Genomic DNA, 14,819 nt, shown 5'->3' with positions numbered 1-14,819 from the left:
GCGAGAGACATGCTCCGCCACGCGCTCCGCCGGCTCCTCTGGACGCTCCCCATCCTCGTCGGCGTCTCGCTGCTGACCTTCTTGGTGCTCTCCTTCGTCCCGGATCCCACGGACGATCCGCTCCTCGCCAGCTCGCTCTCCAGCGCGGAGCTCGCGCGGCTCCGCCGTGAGCGCTTCCTCGATCTCCCGCGCTTCATCAACCTGGATCCGCGCGACGTGCGCCTGCGCGCCCTCGCGGCCGCGCAGGCCATCGCGGCCGGCGGCGACGGCGCGGCCGCCGCGGCCGAAGAGCTGCGGCGCCTCGGCGGCGCCGCGCTGCCGCACATCCTGCCGCTCGACGCGCTCGCGCCCGAGCCGCGCACCCGCGTCGCCCTCGCGCTCGGGCCGGTCGCGGCGCGGATGGGCCTGCCGCGCGCCGAAGAGGCCGCCGACCCGGCGCACGCCGTCGCCTTCTGGACGCGGTTCTGGGACGACCGCGGCATCGAGTTCCGGAGCGCGTCGGTCCGCAGCGCGGTGCGGCGCCTGGTCCGCTACGGCTCCGCGTCGCGCGCCTCCGAGCTGCTCGAGCTCGACACGTTCGCCCTGCAGCCGGTGATCGCCGCGCTCCAGCCGCCGCGCGACGCGGCGACGCTCGATCAGGCGCGCGCCCTCGTCGAGGTCGCGGCCCACATCGCGGAGATCGACGACCGCATCGCCCCGGGCGAGGACCTCGCGGAGGCCCGCGCGTGCGTCACGCGGTGGAAGTCCTTCTGGAACGTGTACCGCAGCGACTTCGAGGTGTTCTCCGGCCCGGCGCGGCTCGCGGCGACGGTGCTCGAGACCCGGTACGGCAAGTGGGCGCTCGGCGCGGTCACGCACCGCCTCGGCGTCGCGGCGACCGGCGAGCCGGTGCTCGACGAGCTCGCGCGGCGCGCGCCGGTCACGCTCACGCTCGTGTTCGGGGCGATCGCCCTTGCCTACGCCGTGGCCGTCCCGCTCGGCGCGCTGAGCGCGGCCTCGCGCGGCCGGCGGAGCGACTCCGCCATCGCGGCCGCCGTGCTCATCCTCGCCGTCCTCCCGACCGCCGTCGTGGCCGTGGCCGCCGCGCTGCTCGCGGGCGGCGCGCGGTCGCTGCTCCTGCCGACGTGCCTCATCGCGCTCTCGCTCATCGCCGCGCCGACGCGGCAGCAGCGCGCCGCGCTCGTCGCCGTCCTCACGCAGGACTTCATCCGGGCCGCGCGGGCGCGCGGCGCCGGCACCGCGCGCGCCATCACCGTCCACGGCCTGCGCAACGCCGTGCTCCCGGTCGTGACGCTCGCCGTGCTGGAGCCGCCGATGGCGCTCGGCGGCGCCTTCGTCGTGGAGCGCGTCTTCGAGCTCCACGGGCTCGGCGAGCTCACCCTGCTCGCCGTGCAGGCGCGCGACGTGAGCTGGCTCATGGCCATCTCCATCGGCGCCGCCGGCATCGCGGCGCTCGGCGTGATCGCGACCGATCTCGCCTACGTGCTCGTCGATCCGCGGCTCGGCCCGGCGGTGCTCTCGCGGAGGAGCGGGGCGTGACCCACGCCGCGGCGTTCCTCCGCCGGATGGTCGGCAGCAAGCGGGTCGCCGCGGGCACCGTCCTGCTCGGCGTGCTCGCGCTGCTCGCTATCTTCGCCGAGCTCCTCGCCGCCCCTGCGCCGATCGCCCGGTTCGGATCGGACGGCACCGAGATCCTGCCCGCGGTCACCGAGGCCGCGGAGCTCGAGTCGCTCACCGAGGCCGAGCTCCGGGTGCGCTTCGAGGTGGGCGTCGCGATCTGGCCGCTCATCCGCTATGGCCCGGAGCAGCGCACCGACGCCGGCCCGAACGCGTCGCCCTCGCTCGACCACCCGCTCGGCACGGACTTCGAGAGCCGCGATCTCGCCGCGCGGCTGATCTACGGCGCGCGCACCGCGCTCGGCCTGTCGCTCAGCGCGGTGCTCGTGGGCATGTTCCTCGGCGTCGTGCTCGGCGGGCTCGCCGGCACGCTGCGCGGCGTCTGGAACGACGGCCTCGTCCGCCTCGTCGAGACGGTCGACACCTTCCCGGTGATCCTCGTCGTCGCGATCGTGCGCGCCATCGAGCGCGAGCCCTCCGCGCTGTCGCTGGTGCTCGCGGTCGCCTTCGTCCGCTGGGCGGAGATCGCGCGCCTCGTGCGCGCCGAGGTGCTGCGGGCGTCGAGCGAGGAGTACGTGATGGCCGCGCGCGCGCTCGGCAGCACCCGGCTGCGCGTCTTCTACCGCCACATCCTCCCGAACGCGCTCGGCCCCACGATCGTGAGCTCCGTGCTCGGCGTGGCGTCCGTGGTCCTGCTCGAGGCGGCGATCTCGTTCCTCGGGATGGGCGCGCCCACCCGCGTGGCGTCGTGGGGGGAGACGCTGGGCCAGGCGGCGCGGCACCCGAGCGAGATCCGGCTGCTCGTGTTCCCCGGGCTGCTGCTCCTGGCGACGGTCGGCGGCTCCTACCTCATCGCCGACGCGCTGCGCGACGCCGTCGACGCGCGCACCGTGCGCGCGCGGATGCCGCGCTGAGGGCGCGGGCAGCTGGACGGAGCGCCCGCGGCCGCGGCGCCGCCGTCCGGGGGCGCCCTGCGCCGAGATGGCGCCGAGGTAGCGCCGAGATTTCGCCGAAATCGGCCTCATCTCCGCGATCTCGGCGGCGAGGGCCTCGCGCCACTCGATCTCGATGGAAAGGCCCGCTATGAATTCGCCCGCCATGGCTGTTCCCGAGATCAGCGAGCAGGAGTTCGAGCGCGAGGTGCTCCGCAGCGAGTTGCCCGTGCTCATCGATTTCACCGCCACCTGGTGCGGGCCGTGCAAAACGGTCGCGCCGGAGGTCGACGCCATCGCGCGCGAGCTCGAAGGCAAGGCCAAGGTGGTCAAGGTCGACATCGACCGGTCGAAGCGCATCGCCACCACGCTGCGCATCCAGTCCGTCCCGACGTTCATGGTCTTCCACCGGGGCCGCCCGGTGGCCGCCGAGCAGGGCGTCCTCAACCGCAAGCAGCTCCGCGAGCTCCTCGATCCGTTCCTCCCGCGCGCCGAGGGCGCCATCCGGGCGGTCGAGCTGGCGCAGCTGATCCGCGAGGGTCAGGTGGTCGCCGTCGACACGCGCGAGGGCCCCGCGTACGGCCGCGCCCACATCCCCGGCGCGGTGCACATCCCGATGGACGAGATCGAGGGCCGGCTCGCCGAGCTCCACATGCTGGCCGGCGCGCCGGTCCTCTACTGTCGTTCCGGCGACAAGTCGAAGGATGTGGCGACGAAGCTCGCCCAGGAGGGCGTCCCCGTCGCATTCCTCGAGGGCGGCTTCCTCTTGTGGGAAGCCGAGGCGCTGCCGATCGAGCGCCCGGACTGAGCGCTCCTGCGCGCGTCCAGCCCGGCGAGCGCGGCGCGTCACCGCTCGGTGGCCGGCGGCGTCCGCCGCCTGGCCGCGGCGTCGGCGGCCGGCGGCGTCACCCCTTGGCGGCCGCGAGCGCCGCCGAGAGGACCTCGCGCACTGGCACGCCGTGCGTCTTCGCCGCAGCGGCGCAGTCGTCGAACTCCGGCTTGATCTGCGGCGGGCCGAACGGCCCCTCGCTGATCTTCACCCGGATGGCGCCGTAAGCGGTCTTCACGGTCGTGATCCGCCGTGGCCGCTCCGTGCGGGCGACCGGGATCTTCCGGAGCCCGATGCTGGTCGTCTCGCGGAGCAGCGCCGTCGCGACCGCATCGGCCTGGGGGGCGGCGGCGAGCGCCGCGATCGTCAGCGCGGGCCGCCCTTTCTTCATCGTGATCGGCGCCGCCCACGCGTCGAGCGCGCCTGCCGCGAACAGCGCCTCGATCGCGTGCCCTGCCACCTCGCCCGTGAGGTCGTCGACGTTCGCCTCGATGATCACGTGCGATGCGCTGCCGAGGCTCTCTTCCCCGCCAGAGCGCGTTCCCAGGACGACCCGCAGCAGGTTGGGGCGGTCCGGCAGCTCTCGCTGGCCGGCGCCGAAGCCGATCCGGTCGGGCGCGAACGTCGGCCAGCGCTCGAACCGGGTCGCCAGCGCGGCGATGATGGCCGCGCCGGTGGGCGTGACCAGCTCGGCGTCGAGCTCCACGCCGTAGGTCGGGACGCCACGGAGGCAAGCGACCGCGGCAGGCGGAGGCAGCGGGAGGATCCCGTGCCGCGCCTTGACGAACCCGCGCCCCATGGGCAGCGGCGATCCGACGACCTCCGCCCCGATGTGCGCGATGGCCGCGGCGGCGCCCACGATATCGACGATCGCATCGACGGCGCCGACCTCATGGAAGTGCACGTCTTCCAGGCGGATCCGGTGCACGGCGGCCTCCGCCTCGCCGAGGCGCCGGAAGATCCGGCGCGCCAGCGCGGCGACGGGCGGATCGAGCGGCGCTGCGGCGAGCATGGCGTCGATGGATCCGTAGGTGCGCTCCGGCTGCGGCGTCTCGACGTGCACGTCGAACGAGGTCGCCACGATGCCGCTCCGGTGGGCATGCCCACGGTGCAGGTGGAATCCCTCGATGGGCAGCGCCGCGACGGCGCGCTCGATGACGAGGAGCGGCACCCCGAGATCGAGCAGCGCGGCGATGGTCATGTCGCCCGCGATCCCGCTGAACGCGTCGAAGAACAAGATCTTGCCCGCACCCGCGCCTTCCTCGAGGAGCGGCGTGCGCGGGTGATCATGCCCGTGCTCGTGCGCAGGGTCGTGCTCGTGCTCGTGCTCGTGCTGGTGCGCAGGGTCGTGTCCGTGCGCGTGATCATGCTCGTGCGCAGGGTCGTGTCCGTGCGCATGGCCGTGCGCGTGATCGTGCCCGTGCGCATGGTCGTGCCCGTGATCGTGCCCGTGTCCCATATCTCGCCTGCTCCGTTCGCCGGGCGCCTGCGCTCCGCGGCGCTCCCGCGGTCGCGCTCGTTCCGCGCTCACTCCTTCGGCAACATGCGATGCACCACCATCGCCGCGCCGAAGCCGCTGTCGATGTTGACCACGGCGACGCCGGAGGCGCACGACGTGAGCATGGAGAAGAGCGCGGTGAAGCCGCCCAGCGCCGCGCCGTAGCCGACCGAGGTCGGGACCGCGACGACCGGGGCGGCCACGAGCCCGCCGACCACGCTCGGCAGCGCGCCCTCCATGCCCGCGACCACGATCACGGCGGACGCCTTGCGCAGCTCCTCGAGGCGATGGAGGAAGCGATGCAGCCCCGCGACCCCGACGTCGTACAGCCGCTTCGCTTCGAGCCCCACGGCATGCAGCGTCTCGATGGCCTCCTCGGCGACCGGGAGATCGCTCGTGCCCGCGGTCACGACCGCGACCGGTCCGGCGGCGCGCTTCGGTCTGGGCGCGACCTCGATGCTGCCGGTCCGCGCCAGGGGAACATAGCGAAACGCCGGCAAGAGCAACGCCACCGCCGCGCCCTTCGCGGCGTCGACCCGGGTCACGAGCACGTTCTGCCCGGCCCCCGCGATCTCCTGGGCGATCAGAGCGATCTGCTCCGGCGTCTTCCCTTCGCCGAAGATCACCTCGGGCACGCCCTGCCGGAGCGCGCGGTGGTGATCGACGGTCGCGACGCCCAGGTCCCGGAAAGGCAGGCCTCGGAGCGCCTCCAGCGCCTCCTCGACGGCGAGCTCGCCGGTTCGAACGCGCTCAAGCATCTCCCGGACGAGGCGCGGCTCCATGTGCGCAGCCGCTTAGCGCGGCGGCGCGGCCAGGGCAAACGTTCCGCCCCGTCCGCCCGTCCCGCCCGTCCCCCCCTGGCTGGCCGGGCGAGCGCCTGTACGCCTCCGGAAGCTCGGCGCGCGCGTGCTCCTCGGATGCGGGCCTCACTAAAATCTTCCAGTCTCTTTGCGCAAGAGGGGGCGACAGGACTACTTTCCGCGCCGCGTGCCCGCCTTCGTCGCTCCCCTCGTCGGCTTTGCTCTCGGCGCGCTGCTCGCCTGGTTCAGCGCTGCAGCCCCTCACCGCCCAGGCGCGCGGCGCGCGGCGGAGGCTCGGCTCGCGCCCGGTCCGCGCGATCGGCCGCTCGCCCTCGTCTTCCTGTTCGCCGTCCTCGTCTTCGCCCCGGTCTGCGCCTACTTCCTCGTCTTCGCGCCCGACTGGAGCTTCGCGTACCTCGTCGACACCCGCCGGATCCCGTCCGCCGTCGACCTCGTGCTGCTCCTCCTCGACGTCGCCTCGGTGCCCGCCGGGTTCGCCGCCGCGCAGCGCTTCGCCGCGAGCGCCGGCGGCAGGCCGACCGCGCAGCGATCGGTCCGTGCGCTGGCCATCTTCGCCGGCGCGCCGCTCGCGATCGCCCTGATCGCCGTTGTCGCCCTGTCCCGGCGCCTCGGGATCGACGGCACCTACCGGCAGGTCGAGGGCGACTTCGGCGTCCACCCGGTCGCCGGCGGTCCGCTCGGCTACGCGCTCCTCTGGATGCACACCATGCTCGCCGCCGGATTCGCGGTCACCGTGAGCGCCCTCCTCCGGCGCGAGCCGCCGGGCGGCGGGCAGAAGGCCGAGCCCCCCCTCGGCCCGAGCCCCCGCGCCGTCCGGAGCGAGCCGGCGCCCGCGGTCGATCCGCCCCGGCCTGCCTCGATGCGCCCGCAGCGCCGGCTCGGCCTCGGCAAGGGCGGCCGCTCCAACCGGCCGGGCTGAGACGCATCCCGCGGGCGCGGCCGGCCGCGTCACCGCGTCGACGGAGCCACAGCGGTGGCGCGGCCGGCCGCGTCACCGCGTTGACGGAGCCACCGCGCTCCACCACCCTGTCGCCCCATGTCCGAACGAGCCCGCATGGATCAGCAGATCGCAGAACTGACGGAGCTGGCCGAGCAGGTGGTGACCCGCGCCAGGAAAGGCGGCGCCGACGTCGCGGAGGCGATCGCCCGCTCCGGCTCCGAGCTCACCACCAAGGTGCGCCTCGGCGAGCCCGAGCTCGTCGAGGAGGCCGTCCACAAGGGCCTCGGCATGCGGATCATCAAGAAGCAGCGCGTCGCGCTGACCTCGACCTCCGACCTCACGCCCCGCGGCATCGATCGGTTCGTCGCGGACGCGCTGGAGCTCGCCGACATCTCGCAGGAGGACGAGTTCGCCGGCCCCGCCGATCCGGAGCTCATCGCCAAGGGCAACTTCCCCGCGCTCGATCTCTATGATCCCTCGGGCGGCGAGGTCACGGCCGCGCAGGCCATCGACATCGCGCGCCGGGGCGAGCAGGCCGCGCGCGACGCCGACCCCCGCATCACGAACAGCGAGGGCGCGACGTTCTCGCGGAGCGCGGGCGCCTACGCCCTCGTCCTGTCCGGCGGGTTCCGCGGCGGCATCGCCGGCTCGTACGCGCAGCTCGTCGTCTCTCCGATCGCCGACGACAACGGCGACAAGAAGCGCCGCGGCTTCTACTTCACCGGCCGGCGCCACCTCGCGGACCTGGACGCCCCGGACGCCGTCGGCCGCGAGGCAGCCCGCCGGACGCTGCGCAAGCTCGGCGCCCGCAAGGTGGCGACCTGCGAGGCGCCCGTCGTCTTCGACCCGGACGTCGCCCGCTCGATGCTCGGGCTGCTCGGCAGCTGCATCATGGGCAGCTCGGTCTGGCGCAAGTCGAGCTACCTCGTCGGCCGCGAGGGGACGCGCGTCGCCAGCGATCTCATCACGGTCGTCGACGATCCCCTGATCCCGCGCGCTCCCGGCTCGCGTCCGTTCGACGGCGAGGGCCTCCTGGCCAGGCGCAACGTCGTGGTCGAGCAAGGCATCCTGAAGACCTATCTCTGCGACAGCTACAGCGCCCGGAAGCTCAAGCGCCCCTCGACCGGCAGCGCCTCGCGCGGCGGCGGCGGCGGCGTGGGCCCCTCCACCTCGAACTTCATCCTGCAGCCCACCTCCACGCCGGCGGACGAGATCGTGCGCTCCACGCCGCGCGGGCTGTACGTCACCGAGATGATGGGCTTCGGCTTCAACGCCGTGACCGGCGACTTCTCCCGGGGTGCCTCCGGCTTCTGGATCGAAAATGGTGAGATATCTTACCCAGTTAGCGAGGTCACGATCTCGCTGAACCTCGACGAGCTCTTGCAGCGGATCGACGCCGTCGGAAGCGACCTGGATCTCCGGACGGCGACGTCATCTCCGACCTTCCGGGTCTCGGCCATGACCATCGCCGGAAGCTGAGCCGCTTCCGTTCGAGGAGCCGCGCTCCTCGAGCTCTTCGTTTCCAGCTCATCCAGAAAGCGCAGGAGCGGACTCAACAGCGGGGTTGCGAGCGACCCCTCAACCGGCCCCGGGTTGTGCTGCGGGAGGGGGGGATTCTGTCCTCAGCGGGTCGCTCTGCAGTGCTGCGTCCTTTGGCGGGTCACCTATCCCCGGCCGCGGCCGTCCTCGCCGAGCCTCTCCTGCTGGCGTAGGACGGCCGGGGCCCTCGCTCAGCGCGAGGACCCGCCTGCGACCAGGCTCCGCGGCGGCTCTTCCGAGGCCCCGCCGGCCGCCTGGAGCGGCGCTCCGGGCTGCGCGGCCGCTTCGGGCATCAGGAACGCCTTCAGCTGCTGCGCGTCGTTGCGGCCGATCCTGCCCACGAACGAGGGCAGATTGATCGGCTCGTCCGACAAGGCGACGAACGTCCCCTGGGAGTTCGCTCGGTGGAGCGCCTCGAAGAGAGACGTGACGTCCACGTCGCTGGACACCGCCCGAACGTCGACGATGTACACGTCCGCGGGGTCCGCCCCCGCGAAGATCAGCGCGTCGTACGGGTGGCTCGCGTGCCGGATGGGCACGCCTTCCCCCAGGGATCGCGCCACGTGGGCCATCGTGTCCTTGGTCCCGATGGCCATCATCGACTTGGAGGTCGCCTTGGCGAGCTCCCGGGGCACCGAATAGCCCCATGCACGGAGGAACTCAGCCACATCTGCCGCCTTGAAGCGCAAGTGTCTCCCTGGCGTACGAAAATGGGCAATCCTCCCTCGATCTACCCAGTTATGGATTGTCTTCAAGTCGACCTCGCACAAGGCTGCGAGGTCCGATGCCGTCAACAGCTTTTCACGAACACCAGCCATCGCCGAACTCCACGCGAAAGGCACCTGCCGCACAGCTCGCGTTCACAGCGCGGCAGCGTCTCCTCAGGTGGCGGCCCCCCCCACCCGTCTGTCTACTCGATTGAAACCTAGCTCTCATAGACGGGTCCGTCACCCGCTTTGCTCGAATTTTCTCGGCCCCTCGGAGAGTTTGCCCTGTACGGAGGCAAACTCCCCATCCTTCAGGGGATCTCCTGGTTCATTATGTTCACGCGACCGGGTGTCGGCCAGCTGGTCATGAAAGAGCCAGCCGAACCGTCGGGAGCGCGGGGCCCGACGCGGGCCAGGCTCATCCCCGCTTTCGGCTCGGGCGTGGCGGGCGACCTGGACAAGACTGCACCTCCTCCATCCATCAATTTGAGCGGTTCTCCCGAGTTGGACAGCCCATGGCTACCAAGTCTTGGCACACGGAGCAGGAGCGTGTCGGGAGGAGCCGGAGGATCGAGCTCATCATCGGAGACGAATCCCTCGTTGACGACCAGCGCGTACGCGCCGGGCTCCAGCGAAATAGAGGGGAATTCGGTCGCTCCGCCCACATCGGCAAGGACATACCCTGTAAGCTCAGCTGGGACCCCACCGTCATTGTAGAGCTCGACCCACTCCTGTCCCGGCTCCGGCCCGACGGGATTTGCCAGCACCTCGTTGATGATCACGTGCGGCATGGGCGCGAGCGTCATGGCTGAGAACGTCCGTCGCTCCACGCGCCCGGCGTTATCGACGGTGGCAATGGCGAGCTCCACGGGCGTGAGGGGCGGCAAGGGGGCGAGGACGAACGGCTCGCCCGGCGCCAGGGCGAGGACTTCGTCCAGCCCCTCGCCCGCGATCGCCCAGAGCAGCGGCCCATCCGGCGAACGGACGCGGATCCGATCATCGGCGATCTGAGCGCAACCCGGCCCCAGAGGCACTTCGTCCAGCGCGCACGCCGCCGCCACGGCGGGGAGGGGCTCCGATTCCAGCGCAAACGGACGGGGGTCGAGGCTCACGGCCGCCGGCTCGCCCGGGAACGCGACGGGCGGCCCCACGAGACGCAGCTCGTCCGCTTCGCCTGGCGCCGTGGGGAGCGGATCCCCCTCGAAGCGCAGGCAACGCGCGCCGATGTCGTCGACGGCGCCGCGGCGCAGCTCGCCCGCCGTCCCGCTCGGCTCGAGGGTCACCGCGGCGACCGTCTCCGGGAGGGGCGTATCGCCGCACCACACGCCGAGGCCAAGGCTCGCCCCGACGCCGGGCGGCGGCCAGAGCCGCGGGAGCACCGGCGGTGAGCCTTCCGTCGCGATCTCGATGGTGTGCGAGAAGACAGGGCTGCCGCTCGCGACGGCGTAGGTCTCGCCGGGCGCGAGCGGGGCGAGCGGGGCGACGGTCAGCGAGAGCTCGCCCGGGGGCGTCCCGTTCAGCCAGGCGATCGACGGGACGACGCGCTCCGAGAGCGCCTTTGACAGCTCGCCTTGCTCTATCTGCCGGAGGTGCGCCGCGCCGATCTTGCCGCGGAGGACCAGCGCACGCGCGGGATCGACGCCCTCGAGAGAGGCGCCCGGGAGGCGCACCCGCAGCCGCAGCACCGGAGGCGCTGCATGCAGCGGCGCTTCGGGCTCGATCTGGAGCTCGGGGGCTGCGTCTGCGGGGTCGGCGGTCTCGGGTTCCGCTTCCTCGAAGCGAGGGGGAGCCGCGAGCTCCGGCGCGCAGGACAGGGGCGAGGCCACAAGCGGCGCGAGCGCGAGGGGCAGGGCGCGGAGAGCGCGGGGGGTGCACGAGGGGCGCGTCGGGGGGTGCTGGGTCATGACGCGGAGTTCGGCGGGAGCTCGCCGCCGGTTGCTCGGCGTCGCTTTTTTTTTCGAGGCCGCTACCCTCGCCTCGCATGGCCCCCGAGGACATCAAGAAGCTCCGGCAGGAGCTTGGCTGCACGGCCCGCGAGCTCGCCGGAGCGCTGGGCATCGAGCAGGAGACGGTGCTCGCCTGGGAGCACGGCGACCTCTTTCCAACGAAGCGCTTCGTCGGGAGGATGGAGGAGCTGCGGAGCAAAGGTCCGGAGGCGATCCCCCGCAAGAAGAGGAAGCAGGCGACCGCCTCGCCGCTCCAGCTGCTCTCCGACCCCGAGCTCTGGCGGCTCTTCCGCAAGCTCCTCTCCCACCCCGAGCTGAGGAGCGCCGCGATAAAGCTGGCCGAAGCCTATCCGGACCCGACGGACGCTCCACCGTCGTGAGCGACGGGCCGATGCGCCTGAGGACCAGCAAGAGATGACGATTCAGTCGTCCTCGTCGTCCTCGTCGTCCTCGTCCTCGTCCTCGTCGTCCTCGTCGTCGGCGTCCTCGTCCTCGTCCTCGTCCTCGTCCTCGTCCTCGTCCTCGTCCTCGTCCTCGTCCTCGTCCTCGTCCTCGTCCTCGTCCTCGTCGTCGGCGGCGGCGGCGTCCTCGCCCTCTTCGTCCTTGTCTTCGGCGTCCTCGCCCTCTTCGTCCTTGTCTTCGGCGTCCTCGCCCTCTTCGTCCTCGTCGCCCTCTTCGTCCTCGTCGTCCTCGTCGTCCTCGTCGTCCTCGTCCTCGTCGTCGTCGTCCTCGTCCTCTTCGTCGCGCAGCGCATCCTCCTCGACATCGTTGCCGTGCCGGACAGCGTCCTTCTCGCCAGCCCCGGCATCCGCCCCGACGACCGAGCGCTCCTCACGCACCTCGTTTTCCATCGCTTCCATCGCGACATCTCCCTCCCGCGGCGCAGTAGGCGACACGCCGACGTCCTCCGGTAGGTCCTCCCCCGCGCTGGTGACGGTCGTCCGGATCGATCCCTCCGCGCCGGCGAAGCTCTCGTGTCCCGCTGTCGCCACCGCCACCTCCGGCGGCTCCTCGCCGAGCTCGCGCTCGTAGGTGCGGCGCGACTCGTCGGTCAGCTCGGTGAACTCGCGCAGCGTCGGCAGCTCGCCGAGCGCCTTGAGGCCGAAGAACTCGAGGAACTGCGCCGTCGTGCCGTACAGCATCGGGCGACCGGGCTCGTCCTTCTTGCCGAGGATCCTCACGAGATCACGCTCCAGGAGCGACTTGAGCGCCGCGCCGGAATCGACGCCGCGGATCTCATCGATCTCGGGCCGCGTGATCGGCTGCCGGTAAGCCACGATCGCGAGCGCCTCGGTCTGGGCGCGAGACATCTTGACCGGCTTCTGATCGGTCACCTCGCGAACGAAGGGCGCAAATGCAGGGCTCGTCCGGAAGACGTACCCTCCGGCGACCTCGTCCAGGCGGAATCCCCGCCCGTCGTACTCCGCGACGAGCTCGGCCAGCAGCTCGCGCACGACGCGGTGCTCTGCGTTCGCCGAGCGCGCGAGCTCGCGGGCCGGCACCGGTCGCTCCGCCACGAAGATGAGCGCCTCCAGCACTCCCTTCAGGTGCTTGCGCGCGACCGCAGAGAGACCGGGCGCAGGCGCCGAGGTCACGCTCCGGGCAGGAACATCGGTGCGGCGCGCCGGATGGCCGAGCTGGGCCCAGGCGCCGGCGCGGAGGCGAGCGGCCGGATCCTGTCGTGCCCCCCTCGGCGCTCGCGGCTCCTTTTTCGCGCCCCTCGGCCGCTTCGTTCCGCCGAGCCACGCGTGCGCCGCCGCCCTCAGCCGTGCCGGCGTGCCCTGCGCGCCCGCTCTCGCCGGCGTGCCCTGCCCGGCCGCCTTCGGCGCCCGCGGCTCCTTTTTCGCGCCCCTCGGCCGCTTCGTTCCGCCGAGCCACGCGTGCGCCGCCGCCCTCAGCCGCGCCGGCGCGCCCTGCCCGGCCGTCTTCGGCGCCCGCGGCTCCTTTTTCGCGCCCCTCGGCCGCTTCGTTCCGCCGAGCCACGCGTGCGCCGCCGCCCTCAGCCGCGCCGGCGTGCCCTGCGCGCCGCCTCTCGCCGACGCGCCTTGCCCGGCCGTCTTCGGCGCCCGCGGCTCCTTTTTCGCACCCCGCGACCGCTTCGTTCCGCCGAGCCACGCGTGCGCCGCCGCCCTCAGCTGCGCCGGCGCGCTCTGTCCTGTCGTCTTCGCCACACGCCGCCGCTTCGCCACGGCATCAGCCACCGTCACGGCCACTCCCTGCGTCCACCTCATCTACCTCGGTCGGCGGCGCTGCGATGTCCTCCGAGGCCGACAGGTCGCTCGGGCCCGCGAGCGCATCGCGCTCCGTCTCCTCCAGAGCGGGGCTGGCTTCGGCTTCCAGAGCGGGGCCGGCTTCGGCTTCCAGAGCGGGGCCGGCTTCGGCTTCCAGAGCGGGGCTGGCTTCGGCTTCCAGAGCGGAGCTGGCTTCGGCTTCCAGAGCGGAGCTGGCTTCGGCTTCCAGAGCGGGGCTGGCTTCAGCTTCCAGAGCGGGGCCGGCTTCGGCTTCCAGAGCGGGGCCGGCTTCGGCTTCCAGAGCGGGGCTGGCTTCGGCTTCCAGAGCGGGGCCGGCTTCTGCTTCCGTCGCAGGCTCGCCCCCTGCGATGTCGTGTGCGCGACTCGCCTCCTCCGCCGGCCCGGCGAGCTCCGGCCCTGCCGGTTCGCCGCTCGATTCCTCGGCTGGCTCGGCCATCTCGGGCCACCCCGGTTCGCCGCTCGGTGCCTCCACAGCCTCCGCCGGCTCCGTTCCCGCCCGTTCCCCGCTCCTCGGCTCGATCGGCTCGACCCCCTCCGGCCATGCCGGCTCGCCGCCCTCCACCTCCGCGGGCTCCGCCACGCCGCCCTCGCCGGCAGCAGGCGGCGCTCCTGCCTCTTCCCCCCCGGCCGTCTCGATCCGCTCCACCACCGGCGCCCCGTCCTCGAGCTCGAAATCTACCGCTGGCGCGCCATCCGCCGCCGAGAGCTGGATGTAGATCGACGCCAGCGTGTCCGTCTGGTGGACCCGGATGAGCCTCAGCTTGCACATCTCGAGCACGGCCAGGAACGTGATGACCAGCTCGAAGCGCGGGATGACTCCCCCCTTCGACACGCTGTCGAGCAGCAGATCCTCGAAGCGCATCGACCGCCGCGCCGAGAGCTTCTCCGTGAGCTCCACCATGCGATCCGTGATGCTGATGCGATCGAAGACGACCTCGTGATCGATCTGGACGTTCGTCCGCTTCAGCACCCGCTCGAAGGCGTCCAGCAGGCTGAAGATCGGCGTCGACGTGAACGGAGCCGGGCCCTGGGGCACCTCGCTCTCGCTCATGCCGCGCGTGAACACATCGCGCCCCAGCGTGCCGCGCTCGGTCAGCTCGGCCGCGGCGACCTTGTACTTCTGGTACTCCAGCAGCCGACGGACGAGCTCCGCCCGCGGATCCTCCTCCTCGCCCGGCATCCCGTCGTCGTCCTGCCCCGCAGGCACGCTCGGCAGCAGCATCTTCGACTTGATGTGCACCAGCGTCGCCGCCATCACGAGATACTCGCTCGAAAGGTCGATCGACAGCGAGCCCATGACCTTCAGGTACTCGAGGTACTTTTCCGTGACGAAGCTCACGGGGATGTCGAGGATGTCGAGCTCGTGCTGCTGGATGAGGTGCAGCAGCAGGTCGAGCGGCCCCTCGAACGAGGGGAGCGTGACGACGTACTCGCCCTCCCGCGGCCCCGCGTCGGCCGCCGCCTCGCGGACCGGCGAGGCGGCGTCGGCGGCCCGCGAGGCGGCGTCGCGGGCCGAGGCGGCGCCCTGGCGGGCGGCGGGCGCAGGGGTGGCGCCCGCGTTGCCGCGCCCTTTGCCGCTGCGCGCCCTTGCCGCGCCCGCCTTGGAACCGCTCACGCCGCGACCGTAATCGCAAGGCGCCGGTCGGTCCACGCCCGAGCGCCCCCGGGCGGCGCGACGCGCCAAAACGCCGCTCCGTGCGAGAATTTATGGCGGGAGCGGTGCTAGGATCAGCGCGGT

General features: G+C 72.5%; 13 protein-coding genes. 7 read left to right on the top strand and 6 right to left on the bottom strand.

All coding sequences use genetic code 11. From position 1 onward, the window contains the following. The first annotated feature begins 9 nt into the window (after positions 1–9). The 3 genes from WMF36_RS10595 (at position 10) to trxA (ending at position 3,357) form a co-directional block, all read left to right on the top strand. Positions 10–1,539: an ABC transporter permease gene (locus WMF36_RS10595; RefSeq protein ID WP_437579486.1), complete on the top strand. Its 1,530-nt coding sequence runs from the start codon at positions 10–12 to the stop codon at positions 1,537–1,539. After that, positions 1,536–2,531 carry an ABC transporter permease gene (locus WMF36_RS10590; RefSeq protein WP_437579485.1) on the top strand — a complete coding sequence of 332 codons (996 nt, stop codon included), beginning with the start codon at positions 1,536–1,538 and terminating at the stop codon, positions 2,529–2,531. Before WMF36_RS10595 ends, WMF36_RS10590 begins: the two co-directional genes overlap by 4 nt. A 184-nt stretch (positions 2,532–2,715) precedes the next feature. Then, entirely contained in the window at positions 2,716–3,357 is a 642-nt protein-coding gene (trxA, locus tag WMF36_RS10585; RefSeq protein WP_437489287.1) for a thioredoxin, read from the top strand. A 97-nt stretch (positions 3,358–3,454) separates the two neighbouring features. Here trxA and larC read toward each other — a convergent pair whose 3' ends face one another. Both larC and larB read right to left on the bottom strand, forming a co-directional pair. Next, positions 3,455–4,837: a nickel pincer cofactor biosynthesis protein LarC gene (larC, locus tag WMF36_RS10580; protein ID WP_437579484.1), complete on the bottom strand. Its 1,383-nt coding sequence runs from the start codon at positions 4,835–4,837 to the stop codon at positions 3,455–3,457. Between the two features lie 68 nt (positions 4,838–4,905). Further along, positions 4,906–5,658: a nickel pincer cofactor biosynthesis protein LarB gene (gene larB / locus WMF36_RS10575; protein WP_437579483.1), complete on the bottom strand. Its 753-nt coding sequence runs from the start codon at positions 5,656–5,658 to the stop codon at positions 4,906–4,908. Between the two features lie 205 nt (positions 5,659–5,863). Between larB and WMF36_RS10570 the strand changes: the two genes are divergently transcribed. Both WMF36_RS10570 and WMF36_RS10565 read left to right on the top strand, forming a co-directional pair. Then, complete coding sequence (locus WMF36_RS10570; RefSeq protein WP_437579482.1) at positions 5,864–6,616, top strand: hypothetical protein; 753 nt, start codon at positions 5,864–5,866, stop codon at positions 6,614–6,616. A gap of 135 nt (positions 6,617–6,751) precedes the next feature. Beyond that, positions 6,752–8,116: a TldD/PmbA family protein gene (locus WMF36_RS10565; RefSeq protein WP_437579481.1), complete on the top strand. Its 1,365-nt coding sequence runs from the start codon at positions 6,752–6,754 to the stop codon at positions 8,114–8,116. Between the two features lie 251 nt (positions 8,117–8,367). On the opposite strand, the gene WMF36_RS10560 is transcribed toward WMF36_RS10565, so the two are convergent. Further along, on the bottom strand, positions 8,368–8,994 hold the full coding sequence (locus WMF36_RS10560) for a helix-turn-helix domain-containing protein (protein ID WP_437581887.1): 627 nt from the start codon (positions 8,992–8,994) through the stop codon (positions 8,368–8,370). A gap of 200 nt (positions 8,995–9,194) precedes the next feature. Then, entirely contained in the window at positions 9,195–10,787 is a 1,593-nt protein-coding gene (locus tag WMF36_RS10555) for a lamin tail domain-containing protein (protein ID WP_437579480.1), read from the bottom strand. A 77-nt stretch (positions 10,788–10,864) separates the two neighbouring features. On the opposite strand from WMF36_RS10555, the gene WMF36_RS10550 reads away from it, so the two are divergent. Continuing rightward, positions 10,865–11,209 carry a helix-turn-helix domain-containing protein gene (locus WMF36_RS10550; RefSeq protein WP_437579479.1) on the top strand — a complete coding sequence of 115 codons (345 nt, stop codon included), beginning with the start codon at positions 10,865–10,867 and terminating at the stop codon, positions 11,207–11,209. Positions 11,210–11,251: 42 nt separating this feature from the next. Here the strand turns inward: WMF36_RS10550 and scpB are convergent, their stop codons facing one another. Both scpB and WMF36_RS10540 read right to left on the bottom strand, forming a co-directional pair. Further along, a complete protein-coding gene (scpB, locus tag WMF36_RS10545; protein WP_437579478.1) occupies positions 11,252–13,036 on the bottom strand; it encodes an SMC-Scp complex subunit ScpB in 1,785 nt (594 codons plus the stop codon). After that, positions 13,023–14,420: a segregation/condensation protein A gene (locus WMF36_RS10540; RefSeq protein WP_437579477.1), complete on the bottom strand. Its 1,398-nt coding sequence runs from the start codon at positions 14,418–14,420 to the stop codon at positions 13,023–13,025. Before WMF36_RS10540 ends, scpB begins: the two co-directional genes overlap by 14 nt. Between WMF36_RS10540 and WMF36_RS10535 the strand changes: the two genes are divergently transcribed. Next, positions 14,407–14,709 (top strand): hypothetical protein, encoded by a 303-nt coding sequence (locus WMF36_RS10535; protein ID WP_437579476.1) that lies wholly within the window; start codon positions 14,407–14,409, stop codon positions 14,707–14,709. The two genes, WMF36_RS10540 and WMF36_RS10535, sit on opposite strands and share 14 nt — an antisense overlap. The last annotated feature ends 110 nt before the right edge of the window (positions 14,710–14,819 follow it).

The sequence above is a fragment of the Sorangium sp. So ce887 genome (genome assembly GCF_051521455.1).
GTDB lineage: Bacteria > Myxococcota_A > Polyangia > Polyangiales > Polyangiaceae > Sorangium.
The sequence above is the reverse complement of the archived record's forward strand: the minus strand, read 5'-3'. Positions and strand labels throughout refer to the sequence as shown.

Excerpts from the sequence above, each read along its gene's own strand:
- WMF36_RS10595 (WP_437579486.1), top strand. The coding sequence starts at position 10 with ATGCTCCGCCACGCGCTCCGCCGGCTCCTCTGGACGCTCCCCATCCTC.
- trxA (WP_437489287.1), top strand. The coding sequence starts at position 2,716 with ATGGCTGTTCCCGAGATCAGCGAGCAGGAGTTCGAGCGCGAGGTGCTC.
- larC (WP_437579484.1), bottom strand. The coding sequence starts at position 4,837 with ATGGGACACGGGCACGATCACGGGCACGACCATGCGCACGGGCACGAT.
- larB (WP_437579483.1), bottom strand. The coding sequence starts at position 5,658 with ATGGAGCCGCGCCTCGTCCGGGAGATGCTTGAGCGCGTTCGAACCGGC.
- WMF36_RS10565 (WP_437579481.1), top strand. The coding sequence starts at position 6,752 with ATGGATCAGCAGATCGCAGAACTGACGGAGCTGGCCGAGCAGGTGGTG.
- WMF36_RS10560 (WP_437581887.1), bottom strand. The coding sequence starts at position 8,994 with ATGGCTGGTGTTCGTGAAAAGCTGTTGACGGCATCGGACCTCGCAGCC.
- WMF36_RS10555 (WP_437579480.1), bottom strand. The coding sequence starts at position 10,787 with ATGACCCAGCACCCCCCGACGCGCCCCTCGTGCACCCCCCGCGCTCTC.
- WMF36_RS10550 (WP_437579479.1), top strand. The coding sequence starts at position 10,865 with ATGGCCCCCGAGGACATCAAGAAGCTCCGGCAGGAGCTTGGCTGCACG.